This is a genomic window from Salinibacterium sp. dk2585 (assembly GCF_008001035.1).
Lineage (GTDB): Bacteria > Actinomycetota > Actinomycetes > Actinomycetales > Microbacteriaceae > Homoserinimonas.
In genome coordinates this window covers 948,996-964,449 of record NZ_CP042856.1, presented here as the reverse complement: position 1 = coordinate 964,449, position 15,454 = coordinate 948,996, and the positions used below count along the sequence as shown (strand labels likewise).

General features: G+C 67.2%; 15 protein-coding genes and 2 tRNA genes. 4 read left to right on the top strand and 13 right to left on the bottom strand.

Features of this window, described 5'->3' with window-relative positions:
- Positions 1-85: 85 nt before the first annotated feature.
- Positions 86-158, bottom strand: a tRNA-Glu gene (locus FVA74_RS04555).
- 134 nt (positions 159-292) lie between these two features.
- On the opposite strand from FVA74_RS04555, the gene FVA74_RS04550 reads away from it, so the two are divergent.
- Positions 293-928 (top strand): MBL fold metallo-hydrolase, encoded by a 636-nt coding sequence (locus FVA74_RS04550; protein ID WP_147720734.1) that lies wholly within the window; start codon positions 293-295, stop codon positions 926-928.
- Between the two features lie 9 nt (positions 929-937).
- On the opposite strand, the gene FVA74_RS04545 is transcribed toward FVA74_RS04550, so the two are convergent.
- The 9 genes from FVA74_RS04545 to FVA74_RS04505 all read right to left on the bottom strand — a co-directional run bounded on the left by FVA74_RS04545 (position 938) and on the right by FVA74_RS04505 (position 9,144).
- Positions 938-2,221, bottom strand: a complete 1,284-nt coding sequence (locus tag FVA74_RS04545; RefSeq protein ID WP_147720732.1) for an MFS transporter — start codon at positions 2,219-2,221, stop codon at positions 938-940.
- Between the two features lie 86 nt (positions 2,222-2,307).
- Complete coding sequence (locus FVA74_RS04540; RefSeq protein ID WP_147720730.1) at positions 2,308-2,535, bottom strand: DUF2795 domain-containing protein; 228 nt, start codon at positions 2,533-2,535, stop codon at positions 2,308-2,310.
- A 101-nt stretch (positions 2,536-2,636) separates the two neighbouring features.
- Positions 2,637-3,443: a hypothetical protein gene (locus tag FVA74_RS04535; RefSeq protein WP_147720728.1), complete on the bottom strand. Its 807-nt coding sequence runs from the start codon at positions 3,441-3,443 to the stop codon at positions 2,637-2,639.
- Positions 3,444-3,683: 240 nt separating this feature from the next.
- Positions 3,684-5,273: an ATP-binding cassette domain-containing protein gene (locus tag FVA74_RS04530; RefSeq protein ID WP_147720726.1), complete on the bottom strand. Its 1,590-nt coding sequence runs from the start codon at positions 5,271-5,273 to the stop codon at positions 3,684-3,686.
- Between the two features lie 251 nt (positions 5,274-5,524).
- Positions 5,525-5,599: transfer RNA gene (locus FVA74_RS04525), tRNA-Gln, on the bottom strand.
- Between the two features lie 73 nt (positions 5,600-5,672).
- A complete protein-coding gene (locus FVA74_RS04520; RefSeq protein ID WP_147720724.1) occupies positions 5,673-6,677 on the bottom strand; it encodes an NAD(P)/FAD-dependent oxidoreductase in 1,005 nt (334 codons plus the stop codon).
- The gene (gene gltX, locus FVA74_RS04515) at positions 6,674-8,149 is read right to left on the bottom strand and encodes a glutamate--tRNA ligase (protein WP_147720722.1); all 1,476 of its coding nucleotides are present in this window, start codon (positions 8,147-8,149) and stop codon (positions 6,674-6,676) included. The genes FVA74_RS04520 and gltX overlap by 4 nt, the downstream gene beginning before the upstream one ends.
- A 54-nt stretch (positions 8,150-8,203) precedes the next feature.
- Entirely contained in the window at positions 8,204-8,815 is a 612-nt protein-coding gene (locus FVA74_RS04510) for a hypothetical protein (protein ID WP_147720720.1), read from the bottom strand.
- Positions 8,812-9,144, bottom strand: a complete 333-nt coding sequence (locus FVA74_RS04505) for a PadR family transcriptional regulator (RefSeq protein WP_147720718.1) — start codon at positions 9,142-9,144, stop codon at positions 8,812-8,814. The genes FVA74_RS04510 and FVA74_RS04505 overlap by 4 nt, the downstream gene beginning before the upstream one ends.
- 72 nt (positions 9,145-9,216) lie before the next feature.
- Here FVA74_RS04505 and FVA74_RS04500 point away from each other — a divergent pair, with 72 nt between their 5' ends.
- The gene (locus FVA74_RS04500; RefSeq protein WP_240792303.1) at positions 9,217-10,416 is read left to right on the top strand and encodes an MFS transporter; all 1,200 of its coding nucleotides are present in this window, start codon (positions 9,217-9,219) and stop codon (positions 10,414-10,416) included.
- Here the strand turns inward: FVA74_RS04500 and FVA74_RS04495 are convergent.
- Entirely contained in the window at positions 10,413-11,186 is a 774-nt protein-coding gene (locus tag FVA74_RS04495) for a fumarylacetoacetate hydrolase family protein (protein ID WP_147720716.1), read from the bottom strand. The two genes, FVA74_RS04500 and FVA74_RS04495, sit on opposite strands and share 4 nt — an antisense overlap.
- Before the next feature lie 131 nt (positions 11,187-11,317).
- Here FVA74_RS04495 and putP point away from each other — a divergent pair, with 131 nt between their 5' ends.
- Positions 11,318-12,823, top strand: a complete 1,506-nt coding sequence (putP, locus tag FVA74_RS04490) for a sodium/proline symporter PutP (protein ID WP_147720714.1) — start codon at positions 11,318-11,320, stop codon at positions 12,821-12,823.
- Between the two features lie 3 nt (positions 12,824-12,826).
- Here putP and FVA74_RS04485 read toward each other — a convergent pair whose 3' ends face one another.
- The gene (locus FVA74_RS04485) at positions 12,827-13,933 is read right to left on the bottom strand and encodes a branched-chain amino acid aminotransferase (protein ID WP_147720712.1); all 1,107 of its coding nucleotides are present in this window, start codon (positions 13,931-13,933) and stop codon (positions 12,827-12,829) included.
- 20 nt (positions 13,934-13,953) lie between these two features.
- Positions 13,954-15,015: a 3-isopropylmalate dehydrogenase gene (locus tag FVA74_RS04480; protein WP_147720710.1), complete on the bottom strand. Its 1,062-nt coding sequence runs from the start codon at positions 15,013-15,015 to the stop codon at positions 13,954-13,956.
- 170 nt (positions 15,016-15,185) lie between these two features.
- On the opposite strand from FVA74_RS04480, the gene FVA74_RS04475 reads away from it, so the two are divergent.
- Positions 15,186-15,446 carry a DUF6458 family protein gene (locus tag FVA74_RS04475; RefSeq protein WP_147720708.1) on the top strand — a complete coding sequence of 87 codons (261 nt, stop codon included), beginning with the start codon at positions 15,186-15,188 and terminating at the stop codon, positions 15,444-15,446.
- Positions 15,447-15,454: the final 8 nt, after the last annotated feature.

Genomic DNA, 15,454 nt, shown 5'->3' with positions numbered 1-15,454 from the left:
GGGCATCGGGCCGCCTGAAGCAGGCGGGCACCGGCTGACTTAACAAGAAGAAACCCCCGGCCTGAGACCGGGGGCTTCTTAACTGTGACCCCAGCGGGATTCGAACCCGCGTTACCGCCGTGAGAGGGCGGCGTACTAGGCCGCTATACGATGGGGCCCTAGTACTGCCGGGGCTTTTCGGCCCGGGCAACTCAAAGAGTATGGCATACCGCTGGGCCCCCTTCCAAACCGAGAAGGCATCACCTTCGAATGCCCTCTCCCGCCCGGGAAAACGACGCCGTAGGCTCAGTTCATGCGCATCACGAAACGCGAACACGCATGCCTCGTCGTCGAGGATCAGGGTGAACAGCTGGTCATCGATCCGGGCAGCTTCACTGCCCCACTGGAGGGCCTCGACTCGCTCGTCGCGGTCGTGGTCACGCACGAGCATCCCGACCATTGGACGCCCGAACACCTCGAACGCCTTCGCTCCGTGAAACCCGCGGTACCGATCTACGGGCCGGCCGGCGTGGCCACGGCGGCCGAGGGCTTCGACGTGCAGGTCGTCGCCGACGGAGACGAGGTCACAGTCGGGACGTTCACCCTCAGCTTCCATGGCAAGGAGCACGCGGTCATCCACCGCTCGCTCCCCATCGTCGACAACGTGGGCGTCTTCGTCAACGACACCCTCTACTACGGCGGGGACTCGTACACCGTGCCGCCCAAGCCCGTTGAGGTGCTCGCGGCACCGGCGGGCGCGCCGTGGCTGAAGATCGGCGAGGCGATGGACTACGTGGCGGAGGTTGCGCCCAGGCACGCCTTCCCCACCCACCAGGTGCCGCTCTCGACGATCGGCCAGAACATGGCGAACCAGCGCCTCTCCGCCGTCACGGAAGACGGCGGGGGCAGCTACCACGTGCTGGAGCCGGGCGATACGCTCGACGCCTGACGCGGCTGGTCACGCCTCCACGGGAGCGTCGACCGCCGCAAGCGAGCGCCTCGCCGATGGGATCGAGAGGATCGTCAGCAGTGTCACGACGAGCAGCAGCCCGGCGAACACGATGACGACCCGCTCCGACCAGACGTCGGCGAGGGGACCGAAGATCACCATCGACACGGGCATCGCCGTCGCCATCACGATGCCGACAAAGCCAAAGACGCGACCCTGCATCTCGGGTTCGACACGCTCCTGCAGGATCGTCATGGTGGGCGCATTCATGAGGCTGTAGCTGGCCGCGACGAGCGCGCCGACGAAGCAGAGCAGCAGGAGGTTCGGCGCGATGCCGAGCGCTGCCGTCAAGACGGCTGACGCGAGCAGCGCAAGCACGACGAAGAGCACACGGCGACGGATGCGCGGCCCGAGCACCGACACCAAGGCGCCCGCCGCCAGGAACCCGACTCCCCAGGCGAGCTCGTTCACCGTGAGCTTCCACACCTCGTCACCGAACTCGCGCACGACGAGCAGGGGCGTGAGGTAGCCGGGCGCACCCGTGAGGAGCATGACGAGCGCGAAGAGGGCCGTGAGCCACTTCACTGAGGAGTTCGAGGCGATGTAGCGCACGCCCGCGACGAGGTCGCCGAAGTAGCTGACGTCGCCTTCCCCGCTGCGGCTGATCGTCGGAACGCGGATGAACGCGAGCAGGCCGACCCCGATGAGCGCCGTCGTCGCGTCGATGAAGAAGACGGCGACGATGTCCATGCTCGCGTAGATGACGGCGGCCATCGCGGGCGCGAGGAGCATCATCCCCGCCTGCACCGTCTGGAACATGCCGTTGACCCGCATGAGCTGCGAGGTGGGCGTGATCTGGGGGATCATCGCGGTCACGGCCGGGGTCTGGATGCCGGCGAAGAAGGAGCGCACCGCGAGGGCGGCGTAGATGACCCATAGCGAGTCCACGCCGCTCGCCATCAGGAAGGCAAGCGCGAGCGTCGCGACCGCGATGGCCGAATCCGCCCCCATGATGAGCAGTTTGCGATTGTGCCGGTCTGCCCACACGCCGCCGAAGATCGACACGACCGCCTGCGGCAGCATTCCGAACACGAGGCTCAGCATGAGCACCGTGCCTGACCCGGTGAGGATCGTGAGGTGCCACATGACGGCGTACATCACGAGCATCGAGCCGAGCAGCGAGATCGTCTGGCCGGAGAGGAAGATGGCGACGTCGCGCTTCCATCCCGGTCGTTCAGCCAGCGTGTCGTCGTGCTGTGCCTGGGAGGTCGAGCCCTCCTGCGCGGGATCCATGCCAGCGATTATCCGCCCTCACGGCACGGTAGCGATAGTTTCGGCCGACGAAATTCGCTCCGAATCTCGTCGGCCGCAACCCTGGCTCAGGCGGTGACGGGTACGCGATCTTTCGCGCTCGAATGCCCCGAAGCGGATGCGAGCGCCTGGCACACCTGCCACGCACCGTCGTATGAGCCGTCGGGCAGGTTCTCAAGCCAGCGGCCGAGGCGACGGTCGACGAAGTCGGTGCGAGCGAGGCGCACGATGTCGTCGCGCGTCGCCGGGAAATCGATGGCCGAGAGGACGCCCGTGAGGGTGTGGATCGAGTTCATCAGTCTGCCTTTCTCGACGGACGGGCTGGACCGGTGCCCGTACTGACGAAGTTAGGCACGAAACTGCGAAACGGGTAGCCCTCTCGCGGAAGAAAAGCGGATCAGTACCAGCCGACCGCCTGCGACTTGCCCCATGCACCGCACGGCGTTCCATACGCACGCTTGATGTAGTCGAGACCCCAGCTGATCTGCGTCGCCGGGTTGGTCTGCCAGTCGGCACCGTGCGTCGCCATCTTCGAGCCGGGAAGCGACTGCGGGATGCCCGTGGCGCCGCTCGAGGGGTTCAACGCATCCCAGCGCCAGCCCGACTCCTTCTGCCAGAGGTTCACGAGGCAGCTCGCCTGGTCGGCACCCCAGCCATAGCGCTGCGCCATGACCTCGCGCGCGTGCGCCTGGGCGCCTGCGGGGGTCGCAAGCGCCGCAGCGGCCTGAGCCGCGCGCTCGGCGGCGAGCCGGTCGGCCTCGGCGGCGAGCCGGTCGGCCTCGGCGACGGCAGCCTGCACCGCGGGGATCGCGGCTTCGACCGAAGCGACGAGACTCACGACCTCGACAGGCTCGAGCACCTCGTGCTGGGCGAGGGAGGCGACGGACGCAGCAAGCGCCGAAGCATCCGCCTTTCCGTTGGCGGCGGCGATCACGGGAGTGGCCGACGCGATCGCCCCTTGTGCCTCCTCGGCGAGGCGCTGCTCGACGACGGCGGCGATCTTCTCGTCGCGGAGCGAGGCCTTGAGGTCCTCGTCGGCTATCTCACCAGCCGCAATGCGCTCGTCGAATTCGGCAGCGGAGGCCTGGATGGTCGCTCCCGTGCCGAGCATGGCACCGAGCGCGAGGACGGCGCCCGTGATGATCAGGCCGGGACGGGTGCGGGCAGGAATGCGGTCATAGATCTGCGCAGTATTGAGAGGCATAGTTCTTTCGGGTGGGAACGCGGAGCGTTCGAGATCGGGTGGCCGTAAAAGGGCGTATACGGACGACCTACCTTCGGAGACCAGGCTGGGGGTTCGCCGTGATTGCTCTTCGGGTTCCCAGAGCGGCCCGACCAGCGAACATCGCCGCACGCCCACCGACGAGCCGAACGACGAACCCGGAGGCACCTCACACTCAGGAAACTGGTCGAACTCTCCCGCGCAACGGCCAGCAGAGTGTGCTTAAAGGCCAATCTCGCTCAGCACTCCCCCCGGTTCGAGCCGAAGCTCGCGCCCCACAGAGGCACGGCGGAGGAAGTCCCGGTCGTGGCTGATCACCAGGAGCGCACCCCGATAGGCGGCGAGCGCGTCAATCAGTTGGCCCACGCTGTGCAGGTCGAGATTGTTGCTCGGCTCATCGAGCACGATCAGCTGGGGCGGCGGGTCGGCGAGCAGGATGCGCGCGATCGCCGCCCTGAAGCGCTCGCCACCAGACAGCGTGGCGACCGGACGTTCGACCGTATCGCCACGGAGCAGCAGGCGAGCCAGGCGGTTGCGCAGCTCGGCCGCTGACACGCTGGGAGCCGCCGCAGCGACCGCCTCCAGCACCGAGGCGTCCTCCTCGAGATCATCAAGCCCTTGCCCCAGGAGCGCGACGCGCTCAGTGTGCGCGAGCGCGGCCCCCGCACCGCCAGTGAGCAGTGCACGCGCGAGCGTCGACTTGCCCACGCCGTTCGCTCCCGTGAGTGCGATGCGTTCCGGGCCCTGCACGATGAACTCCCGGCCATCGCTGCTGCGGAGGGTCGCGAGTCGACGGCCATTCGCGACGCCGGGGTCTGGCAGGTCGATGCGGATGCGGTCGTCGTCGCGCACGAGTCGCTCCGCCGCCTCGACCTCACCCCGCGCCTCGGCAAGCTTCGCCGTGTGGAGGCTGCGCCGGGCGCCCTGTGACTTCTCAGCGGAGTTTCGTCGCTCATTGATGACGGCCCCAACGAACTTACGGTCGCGCTTGTCCTTGCGCCCCTGTCGCTCGCTGTGGGCGATGCGCTCCTCGACACGGATGCGCTGCAGCTTCTCTCGGCGCAGCTCCTGTTCAGCGCTCGCGAGGGCACGCTGGGCGGCGAGCTGTTCGGCCTCGACGTGGGCGCGGTAGGCGGACCACGGGCCGCCGAACGTCGTGATCTTGCCCGCCCAAAGCTCGGCGGTCGCATCCATGAGCTCAAGCAGGCCAACATCGTGGCTCACAACGATGAGCGAGCCTCGCCAGCCGGTGACGGCGTCATGGACGACCTCGCGGGCTGCCTCGTCGAGGTTGTTCGTGGGCTCGTCGAGCAGGGTGATGGCGGCACGCCGAAGGGTCACGCCGGCAAGCGATGCCGCGACCGCTTCCCCGCCCGAGAGCGTGTCTGCACGGCGATCCAGCGAACGGATGCCAAGGCCGCGGGCCGAGAGCTCCGCGAGCGCGCGCTCCTCGATGTCCCAGTCGTCGCCGATCGCCTCGAAGACCTCGGCGCTCGCGTCGCCGCCCTCGAGGGCACGCAGCGCTGCCAGCGGACGATCAACGCCGAGGAGTTGCGCGACCGTCGTGCCCGCGGCATCCGTGATCCGCTGCGGGAGGTAGGCGACATCGCCGACGGTGCTGATGCTGCCGCCGGTCGGCGCGAGTTCACCGGCGACGAGGCGCAGCAGCGTGGACTTGCCGGCGCCATTGAGGCCGGTCAGGCCCGTGCGGCCACTGCCGAACGCGCCATTCAGGGCCTCGAGGATACGTGTGCCATCGGGCCACGCGAAGCTCAGGTCGTGCAGCGCGACGGAAGGGGTTGGTGAAGGCATGCGGGTCTCCTGTGTCAGTGGGGTCGCTGACACGGGCGCGCAGGCGCGAGGAGGTCAGCGGGGGTGGGGGGAGACCCGGTTCCTCATCGCGTGATCCTTCTCTTCATGCCCCTCTCACTTGCGGGTTCGTCCGCAGAGGCTCCGACAGTGTCGCACAGCGGACGCCGAAAACGCCAGCATCCACGGCCGAGGTGGCACCAACTCGGGGGCGACAGGGAAACAAAAAACCCGCGGGATCCGCGGGTTTCGTATGGCTGGGGTACCTGGACTCGAACCAAGAACAACGGTACCAGAAACCGTCGTGTTGCCAATTACACCATACCCCAATGGTTCCGACCGGAGCCGGCACCGAGAGATCACTTTACCCTACTCGGGGCCGTCGCACGAACCGAGTGAGACTCAGCGGCGGTGCGCCGTCGGGATTCCGATCAGGTCGCGATTGATCGTGGCGGCAACGCGTCCGCCGGCCCCGGCGGCCACAATCAGCTGCTGCGGCCCCGGGGACGTGATGTCGCCGGCCGCATAGACACCCGCGTGACTCGTGCGCCCGTCCCTGTCGACCGTGAGCAGCCCCCACCCGTCCGACTCGAGGCGCAGGGACGCCGCGAACTCCAGCTGCGCGTGCCACTTTGGCCGCACGAAGCCCCCCGAGACGGGCACGACCTCGCCGTCCTGGAGCCGCACGCCCGTGACACCTTCGCGGCCGCCCTCGACATCCGCGATGGGGCGACGATCAATGCGCACGCCGCGCTCGGCGAGCGCCGCCTCCTGGCCGGGGGTGATGGCCTCGGCCCCGTTCGTGAAGACCGTGAGGTGGTCGCTCCATTGCGCGATGAGCATGGCCCGCCACGCGACATCCGAGGTCTCGCCGATGAGCGCGATGGGCCGGTCGCTGTATTCGTAGCCGTCGCACGCGACACAGCTGAAGAGGCCCATGCCGTAGAAGGAACGGATGCTGGGCAGCGCCGGCAACTCCTCGCGCAGGCCGGTGGCAATCAGCACGGTCGCGGTGCGCACCTGGCGATCCGGCGCGCCATTGATGCCCTTCGCCGTGACCTCGAAGAGGCCGGTCGAGCCCGTCGTGTGGGTCTCGGTGCTGAACACGTGCTCCCCCGGCTCGGCGAGGGCGGTCACGGATGTCACACGCGCGAGCTGGTGCTCCGCCTCCGGATACGACAGATACTCCTCGCGCCCCAGTCGACGTAGCTCGTGCGGGGGCGTGTTGTCGCGGGTGAGGAAACCGTGCGAGATGAGAGTCGCCGAATGGCGCGGACGATTGCCGTCGAGCACGAGCACGCGCCGACGCGCCCGAATGAGGTTGAGTGCTGCACTGAGCCCCGCTGGACCCGCTCCGATGACGACGACATCGTAATCGTCGGGCTGGCGCTCCAGCACGGCGCTCACAGCCTTGCGGCGAGCCTCTGCAGGCGCGCCAGCGTGCTCTGCTTGCCCAGCAGCTCCATGGATTCGAAGAGCGGTGGACTGATGCGGCGGCCCGAGATTGCGGTGCGCAGGGCGCCGAAGGCGTTGCGGGGCTTGAGGCCCATGCCGTCGATCAGCGCTGCGCGCAGGGCGGCCTCGATCGGCTCGTGCGCCCAGGCCTCGAGAGCCGTGAGTGCCTCGATGGATGCCGCAAGTACCGCGGCACCCTCATCGCCGGGCATCGCGTTTGCGTCGTACTCGATCGCGTCGTCAGCCGTGAAGAGGAACGCGAGCAGGCCGCGCGCCTCGCCCAGCAGCTGCATCCGCTCCTGCACGAGCGGGGCCGCCTTCGCGAGCATCACGCGGTCCTCGCCGCTGTCGACGAGATCGGTCAGGTAGGGCAGCAGGCGCTCCGCGAAATCGTGCGGCTCGAGCATCCGGATGTGGTCGCCGTTGATCGACTCGGCCTTCTTCTGGTCGAAGCGGGCCGGGTTCGGGTTCACCTGGGTCACGTCGAACGCCGCGACCATCTCGTCGATCGTGAAGACGTCACGGTCGTGCGAGAGCGACCAGCCGAGAAGGGCGAGGTAGTTGAGCAGGCCCTCGGGAATGAAGCCACGGTCGCGGTGGTGGAACAGGTTCGACTCGGGGTCGCGCTTCGAGAGCTTCTTGTTGCCCTCACCCATGACGAAGGGCAGGTGGCCGAACTGCGGGATCGCGTCCGTCACGCCGACCTCGATCAGCGCCGAGTAGAGGGCGATCTGGCGCGGCGTGCTGCTCAGCAGGTCCTCACCGCGCAGCACGTGCGTGATGCCCATGAGGGCGTCATCGACCGGGTTGACGAAGGTGTAGAGCGGGATTCCGTTGGGCCGAACCACGACGAAGTCGGTGAAGCTGCCCGCCGGGAAGAGGATGTCGCCGCGCACCAGGTCATGGAAGCCCAGGTCGTGGTCGGGCACGCGCAGGCGCAGGGCGGGCTGGCGACCCTCCGCACGGTAGGCCGCACGCTGCTCCTCCGTCAGGTCGCGCTCGAAGTTGTCGTAACCCTGCTTGGGGTCGCGGCCGTTCGCGATGTTGCGCGCCTCGATCTCCTCCCCCGTGGCGAAGGACTCGTAGAGGTGGCCCGACGCCTTCAGCTTCTCGATGATGCCCTGGTAGATCTCACTGCGCTGGGACTGGCGGTACGGCTCGTGCGGCCCTCCGACGTCGATGCCCTCGTCCCAGTCGAGCTTGAGCCACCTCAGGGCGTCCAGCAGCTGCAGGTAGCTCTCCTCGCTGTCGCGCGAGGCATCCGTGTCTTCGATGCGGAAGATCAGCTTGCCGCCGTGGTGCCGAGCGAAGGCCCAGTTGAAGAGGGCCGTGCGAATCAGCCCGACGTGGGGCGTGCCCGTCGGGGACGGGCAGAAGCGAACGCGCACATCGGCGCCGGATGCGGTGGAGAAGAGAGCAGACATTGCTGCAATTCTAGGCTCACTGGGGAGCGATGCAGGTGATGCGTTGTGCGCCTTCTACCCCCGCGCACCCCTCCGCGCCTGGCTGGCGTAGTCTCGACGGTGCGCTCGCACCAGAAGCCAGATTCCGAGAAACAGGTAGGCGACCGCGGGGAGCACGAAGCCGATGAGGATCGGGTCGACGGGTCCGAGGACGAGCGAGATGTTGTCTCCTATCACCGGCTCGGCGCGCCAGAGGGCGATGGACACCGCGATGCCGAGGACTACAAGCACGGGCACGAGGAGTGTCGCGAGGAGCTTTTCTCCGATCCGCCAGGCGTCGGAGAGCAACACAAGCACGACCCCTGCAATCCATCCCACGACGGGCACGACGAAACCCCCTATCGCGAGAGCGAGCCCGGCCACGATCGCGAGCGGTTTCGATGCTGTTTCCGGCGAGGCAGCCGCCGCATCTTCCACGAAGAATTCGCTCTGGGCCTCGGCCGCAATGAACGCGGGGTCTCCCAACTGCTCGATGCGTTCTGCGGCAGTCGCCGCATCCAGACCGGTGAGTTCCTCCTCGATGCCGGCGCGAATCTCCGCCGCGACACCGCCGGGCACTCCCCTGAGCTCGACGTCGAGTTGCGCGAGGTAGTTGCTCACCACCTGTGGGCGTGAGTTCTGGGTCATGCGTCGTCCTTTCCGACGAGGTGCTGCACTGCACGGGTGAAGGGGCCCCACTGCTGCCTGAACGATTCGAGTTGCGCCGTGCCAGCGTCGGTGAGGCGGTAGTACTTGCGAACCGGCCCAGATTCGGATGCCTCGTCAAACGTTGTGACGAGCCCCTGCGCTCGCAGGCGGCTGAGCACCGGGTACAGCGTGCCGATGCTCGCGATCATGCCGTGCGCGGTGAGCGTCTCTGCGAGTTGCCAGCCGTACATCGGCTCGCGCTCCAGGAGCCCCAGGATGCACGACTCGATGACTCCTTTTCGGAGTTGCGCACCGACATCCGCTGTCATGCATCACAAGGTACCTTGCGTAGCACGTTAGATCAAGCGTCTGGCCGGAGCGGAGGCACTAGCCTTCCAAGGATGCTCCTCCCAATCGGCCGCTCGGGCGCCAATCGACGCAGGCCACGCTCGAACTCCGAATCCGTCGTTCGTGCCCCAGGGATGCTGCTCCTCCTGGTGATGACCGTGTTCAGCTTCACGGGCTTCGCCGCGCTGCTCCCCGTCGCCCCGCTGTGGGCGACCCACGGTGGCGCGGACTCCGTGGGCGCCGGTCTCGTCAACGGCGTGCTCATGCTCTTCACCGTGCTCACGCAGCTGCTCGTTCCGCGAGCCCTCAGGCGATTCGGGTGGACGCCCGTGCTCGTCACCGGCGCGCTCTTCCTCGGCCTGCCCACCGCGGCCTTCCTCCTGAGCGACCAGCTACTGCCCATCCTCGCCGTCTCCGCACTGCGCGGTGTTGGCTTCGGTGTGGCGACCGTGACCGGCAGCGCCCTCGTCGCAGAGCTGGTGGAACCGGCCCGTCGCGGCGCGGCGATCGGCGCCTATGGTCTCGCGATCGCCGGACCGCAGGTGCTCTTCGTCTCCGCAGGCCCGTGGATCGTGGAGCAGTTCGGCTTCACAGCGATCTTCGCGCTCGGCCTCGCCCCCGCACTTAGCGCACTCCCCGCCATGCTGCTCGGGCGGCGCCTCGACCACGTGCCGCAAGCAGTGGAGCGCGCGCCGTACCGTCTCCTCCTGCAACCCATGGCGCTCCTGCTCGCCGTCACCCTCGCTGGCGGCGCACTCATCACCTTCATGGCACAGATGAGCGACAGTGCGGCCTTGAGCGCGATCGCGCTCCTCGTTCTCACCCTCGCCGCTGCGGTCTCCCGCTGGCGCGTCGGCGCGCTCTCCGACCGCTTCGGAGCCGCACGCTTCCTCAGCCCATTCGTACTGGTGACGATCGCCGGGCTGCTCGTGATCGCCTGGTCGGTGCGTGACGCAAACGCGACGCACACTGCCGCCCTGCTCATCGGTGCGGCGCTCGTCGGCATCAGCTACGGCGGGCTGCAGAACCTCACCCTCGTGCTCTCGTTCCAGGCCGTGAGCCGCCCCCACTACGGGTCCGCGAGTGCCGTCTGGAACATCGGCTTCGACCTCGGCACCGGGGTTGGAGCCGTGCTCATCGGCATGGTCGCCGCGGGCGCATCCTTCAGCGTCGCACTCGTCGCCGCGGCAGGCTTCTCGCTCCTGACCCTCCCGCTGACCGCGCTGCGGCTGCGGGCGGCACGCGACCGCTAGGCGCGGTTGCGCGCCGGGTTGCTGAGCGTGCCGATGCCCTCGATCGTGATGTCGACCGTCTGGCCGTCGACGAAGCCGCCGAGCCCTGCCGGGGTGCCCGTGAGGATGAGGTCGCCTGGCAGGAGGGTCCAGACATCCGAGATGTATTCGATGAGTTCCGGGATGCCGTGCAGCAGGTCGCGGGTGTTGCCCTTGCGACGCGGCTCACCGTCGACGAAGGTCTCGATCTGGAGGCTCGAGGGGTCGATCTCAGTCTCGATCACCGGGCCGATGGGGCAGAAGGTGTCGTAGCCCTTCGCGCGAGCCCACTGTCCGTCGGCGAACATCTGGTCGCGCGCGGAGATGTCGTTCGCGATCGTGTACCCGAAGATGTAGTCCTTGGCGTTCTCTGCCTTGACCTGCTTGGCGATGCGGCCGATCACGACCGCGAGCTCGCCCTCGTGCACGATGCGCCCCTCGACGGGCGGGATCTGGATCGTCTCACCCGGGCCGATGATGGCGGTGTTGGGCTTGAGGAAGATGAGCGGATTGCTTGGCGCGGAGATCGTGTCCATCTCGGCCTTGTGCTCCGCATAGTTGAGGCCGACGCAGACGACCTTCGAGCGCGGGATCACGGGTGCAAGCAGGCGCACGTCGGCGAGCGGAACCCGTTCCCCGGTCGTCTCGTAGCCTGCGAACATCGGGTCGCCCGCGAGCACGACGAGTTCTTCGTCATCGACGATTCCGTAGCGGGGGTCATTGTCTGCAGAGCTGAAACGCGCGATTTTCACCTATCGAGTCTACCCCTCTGCAAACGCTTGCAGTCCCGGAGCGCATCCGATGCATGCACTGGCGCATCCCCGCGGTCTTTGCCATGCTGTGACCACGACTTCACAAGCAATGGCGCGGAATGGAGCGAAGCATGGACGACCGGGTGTTCGAGATCATCGCGATTGCTCTGTATTTCGCGCTGATGTTGTTGATCGGATGGTTCGCCTTCCGCCGCACCAAGAATCTCAACGACTACATGCTGGCCGGGCGTGGACTCAAGCCCGGCGTCGCCGCCCTCAGCGCCGGAGCATCCGACATGTCGGGTTGGCTGCTCATGGGCCTTCCCGGCGCCATCTACGTCGCAGGCCTCGTCGAGGCATGGATCGCGATCGGACTCACGATCGGCGCCTGGCTCAACTGGAAGTTCGTGGCACCCAAGCTTCGCGCCTACACCGAGGTCGCGGGCAACTCCATCACGATCCCGAGCTTCATCGAGCGTCGAGTGCGCGACCGCACACGAATCCTGCGCGTCGTCGGCGGCCTGATCATCCTCGCGTTCTTCACCTTCTACGTCTCGTCAGGCATGGTCGCCGCTGGCGTCTTCTTCGAGTCATCCTTCGGAGCCCCCTACCTGCTCGGCATGTTCCTCGTCGGCGGCATCACCGTGCTCTACACGCTCTTCGGCGGATTCCTCGGCGCCTCCCTGACTGACGTCGCCCAGGGCCTCCTGATGTTCGCAGCCCTCATCTTCGTGCCCATCGTCGCAATCGTCACGATGGGCGGTCCCGGCGAGACCATCACGGCAATCGAAGCGGTCGACCCGGCGCGACTGAACCTCCTCACGGGCGGCACGGTCGTCGGCATCATCTCGGCTGCCGCGTGGGGTCTCGGTTATTTTGGGCAGCCGCACATCATCGTGCGGTTCATGGCCCTGCGCACGCCACAGGAGGCGAAGGCTGCCCGGCGGATCGGGATCAGCTGGATGGTGCTCACCTCACTCGGCGCCATCGCGACCGGGCTCATCGGCATCGGGTACTTCGCCCGCAGCGGCGAAGCGCTGGCCGACCCCGAGACGGTGTTCCTGCGACTCTCGCAGATTCTCTTCCACCCCTTCATTGCGGGCCTCGTGCTCGCGGCCGTGCTGGCCGCCATCATGAGCACGATCTCCTCGCAGCTCATCGTGACCTCGTCGGCCCTCGTCGAAGACCTCTACAAGATGGTGACGAAGAAGCACGCCTCAGACAGGCGCCTCGTGCTCCTCGGTCGCACGGGCGTGCTCGTCGTCGCAATCATCGCGATCCTCATCGCCCTCGACCGCACGTCGACGATCCTCGACCTCGTGGGCTTCGCCTGGGCCGGCTTCGGGGCATCCTTCGGCCCCGTCATCCTGCTGTCGCTCTTCTGGCGCAAGCTCACCAACTGGGGCGCCATCGCGGGTATGGCGGTCGGCGCCATCACGGTCTTCGTGTGGGGCAACCTGCCCATCGGCGATGTGCTGTACGAGATCATCCCCGGATTCGCACTCGCACTCATTACTGCAGTGGTCGTGAGCCTCGCGACCTACAAGCGCAACGATGACATCGAGCGGGAGTACGACGAGGCGATCGCCATGACGGGCCCGCTGCCCGCCGCCAGGGTGGATCGCCGCAACGACTGAGCCCTAGGCGTCGAGGCGCGTGAGCCAGCCGTGGCGGTCCTCGCTGCGGCCGTACTGGATGTCGGTGAGCTCCTTGCGCAGTGACATCGTGAGTTCGCCGGCGACGGCATCCGGCGAGCCGATCTCGAAGTCCTTGCCCTTGACGAGGCCGATCGGGGTGATGACAGCCGCGGTGCCGCAGGCGAACACCTCGACGATGTCGCCGGATGTCACACCCTCACGCCACTCGTCGATCGCGACGCGGCGCCGCTCCACCCGGTGCCCGCGATCCTCGGCAAGCTGCAGCACGCTGTCGCGCGTGATGCCCTCGAGGATGCTCTCCGAGTCGGGGGTGACGAGCGTTCCGTCCTTGTAGACGAGCACGACGTTCATGCCGCCGAGCTCCTCGACGTACTTGCCCTCTGAGGAATCAAGGAAGAGCACCTGGTCGCAGCCCCGTTCGTGGGCCTGCGCCTGGGCGAGGAGCGATGCGGCGTAGTTGCCGCCCGTCTTCGCTGCGCCCGTGCCGCCGTGCGCCGCGCGCGTGTACTCGGTCGAGAGCCAAATGCTCACGGGCGACACTCCCCCGGCGAAGTAGGAACCCGCCGGGCTCGCGATCACGTAGTAGGCCACCTTGTGGGCTGGTCGAACGCCGAGGAAGGCTTCCTTGGCGAACATGAAGGGGCGCAGGTAGAGGCACGTCTCGTCTGCCGCGGGAACCCAGTCCCCGTCGACCGCGATGAGCTGGCGGAGCGACTCGATGAAGTAGTCGGTGGGCAGTTCCGGCAGGGCGAGGCGACGTGCGGAACGCTGCATCCGCTCTGCGTTCGCCTCGGGGCGGAATGTCCAGATCGAGCCGTCCGCGTGCCGGTAGGCCTTCATGCCCTCGAAGATCTCCTGCCCGTAGTGCAGCACGGCAGCGGCAGGGTCAAGGCTGATGGGGCCATAGGGCTGCACGCGGGGACGGTGCCATCCGCCATGCTCCGACCAGCAGATGTCGACCATGTGGTCGGTGAAGTGCTTGCCGAAGCCCGGGTTCGCCAGGATCTGCTCTCGCTCCTCGACGCTGCAGGGCGCGTCATTGCGGGTGACAGCGAAGTCGAGTGTCGCGGGAGCGAGGAGGTTCTTCATGGGGAGTCCTTTGGTCGTGTCTAATTCTGCGCCTGGGCAGCCGCCGCGGCAATCGCGTCGCCCACCTCGCTCGTGCGGCGGCGGGCATCGCCGCGGGATGCGAGGTCGGCCTCGACCGCCGAGACGATCCGGGCAGAGGCATCCGCAAGCCCCACATGCTGGAGGAGGAGTGCCGCCGAGAGAATGGCGGCGGTCGGGTCAGCACGCTGCTGGCCTGCGATGTCCGGCGCCGAACCGTGAACGGGCTCGAACATGCTGGGGAAGGTGCCGTCCGGATTGATGTTGCCCGAGGCCGCCAGCCCGATTCCGCCGCTGATCACGGCGGCCAGGTCGGTGATGATGTCACCGAAGAGGTTGTCGGTGACGATCGTATCGAAGCGGCTCGGGCTCGCGACCATGTGAATGGTCGCCGCATCGATGTGCTGGTAGTCGACCGATACCTCGGGATACTCGGCCGAGATCGCGTCGACCGTGCGCTGCCAGAGGCCGCCCGCGTGCACGAGCACGTTGGTCTTGTGCACGAGTGTCAGCTTCTTCGCCGGGCGAGACTGCGCCGTCTCAAAGCCGAAGCGCACGAGCCGCTCCACGCCGAATGCCGTGTTGACGCTCACCTCGTTGGCGATCTCGTGCGGCGTGCCCTTGCGGATGCTGCCGCCATTGCCCACGTAGGGTCCCTCGGTGCCCTCACGGACGACGACGAAGTCGACCTCGCCGGGGTTCGCGAGCGGCGACGTGACCGAGGGGTAGAGCTTGGTCGGCCGCAGGTTGACGTAGTGGTCGAAGGCGAAACGGAGCTTGAGCAGCATGCCGCGCTCGATGACGCCACCAGCCAGTCGTGGGTCGCGCGGGTCTCCGCCGATGGCCCCGAGCAGGATCGCGTCATGCTGTGCGAGTGCGTCGAGGTCGTCCTGTTCCAGGATGCGACCGCTCTCGAGATAGTGCGTCGCGCCGAGGGGAAAGTCGGTCGTGTCGATGACAGCCGAGTCGCCCACCGCCGCTTTCAGCACCTTCAGAGCCTCAGCCGTAACTTCCGGGCCAATCCCGTCTCCTGCGATGACGGCGAGCTTGAGATCACGGGGCATTCGGCACTCCTGGTTCGGCACAGAACATTGTCAGGTTCCAGCGTACCGGCCGGGCCCCCCTAAGTTTTTCCCCCGCGACGCCTCGACCGGGACTACCGTCAAACGAGACATCGACTCAGGTCACCCGGCCGCCGCCCGATGTCACACACGTGAACGAAAGGACTCAGCTCATGGGTATCGGTTCAGGAATTGCACTCTTCGTCATCGGGGCCATCCTGGCCTTCGCCGTCAACGTCGACCTCGGCGGTTTCGTCAACCTTGACCTCATCGGTTACCTCCTCATGGGTGCCGGAGTTGTCGTGTTCCTCATCTCGCTCGTCATGATGATGCGCAAGCGCTCCTCTGTCTCCACCGTGCGCCAGGTAGACGGCGGCGGCGAGCGCGTCACGCAGCGCGAGACCCGCAGCGACCCGGTTGACCCCGTGGTCTGACTCGGAGA

Coding starts and splice junctions, on each gene's coding strand:
- FVA74_RS04550 (WP_147720734.1), top strand. CDS start 293: ATGCGCATCACGAAACGCGAACACGCATGCCTCGTCGTCGAGGATCAG.
- FVA74_RS04545 (WP_147720732.1), bottom strand. CDS start 2,221: ATGGATCCCGCGCAGGAGGGCTCGACCTCCCAGGCACAGCACGACGAC.
- FVA74_RS04540 (WP_147720730.1), bottom strand. CDS start 2,535: ATGAACTCGATCCACACCCTCACGGGCGTCCTCTCGGCCATCGATTTC.
- FVA74_RS04535 (WP_147720728.1), bottom strand. CDS start 3,443: ATGCCTCTCAATACTGCGCAGATCTATGACCGCATTCCTGCCCGCACC.
- FVA74_RS04530 (WP_147720726.1), bottom strand. CDS start 5,273: ATGCCTTCACCAACCCCTTCCGTCGCGCTGCACGACCTGAGCTTCGCG.
- gltX (WP_147720722.1), bottom strand. CDS start 8,149: ATGTCTGCTCTCTTCTCCACCGCATCCGGCGCCGATGTGCGCGTTCGC.
- FVA74_RS04510 (WP_147720720.1), bottom strand. CDS start 8,815: ATGACCCAGAACTCACGCCCACAGGTGGTGAGCAACTACCTCGCGCAA.
- FVA74_RS04505 (WP_147720718.1), bottom strand. CDS start 9,144: ATGACAGCGGATGTCGGTGCGCAACTCCGAAAAGGAGTCATCGAGTCG.
- FVA74_RS04500 (WP_240792303.1), top strand. CDS start 9,217: ATGCTCCTCCCAATCGGCCGCTCGGGCGCCAATCGACGCAGGCCACGC.
- putP (WP_147720714.1), top strand. CDS start 11,318: ATGGACGACCGGGTGTTCGAGATCATCGCGATTGCTCTGTATTTCGCG.
- FVA74_RS04485 (WP_147720712.1), bottom strand. CDS start 13,933: ATGAAGAACCTCCTCGCTCCCGCGACACTCGACTTCGCTGTCACCCGC.
- FVA74_RS04480 (WP_147720710.1), bottom strand. CDS start 15,015: ATGCCCCGTGATCTCAAGCTCGCCGTCATCGCAGGAGACGGGATTGGC.
- FVA74_RS04475 (WP_147720708.1), top strand. CDS start 15,186: ATGGGTATCGGTTCAGGAATTGCACTCTTCGTCATCGGGGCCATCCTG.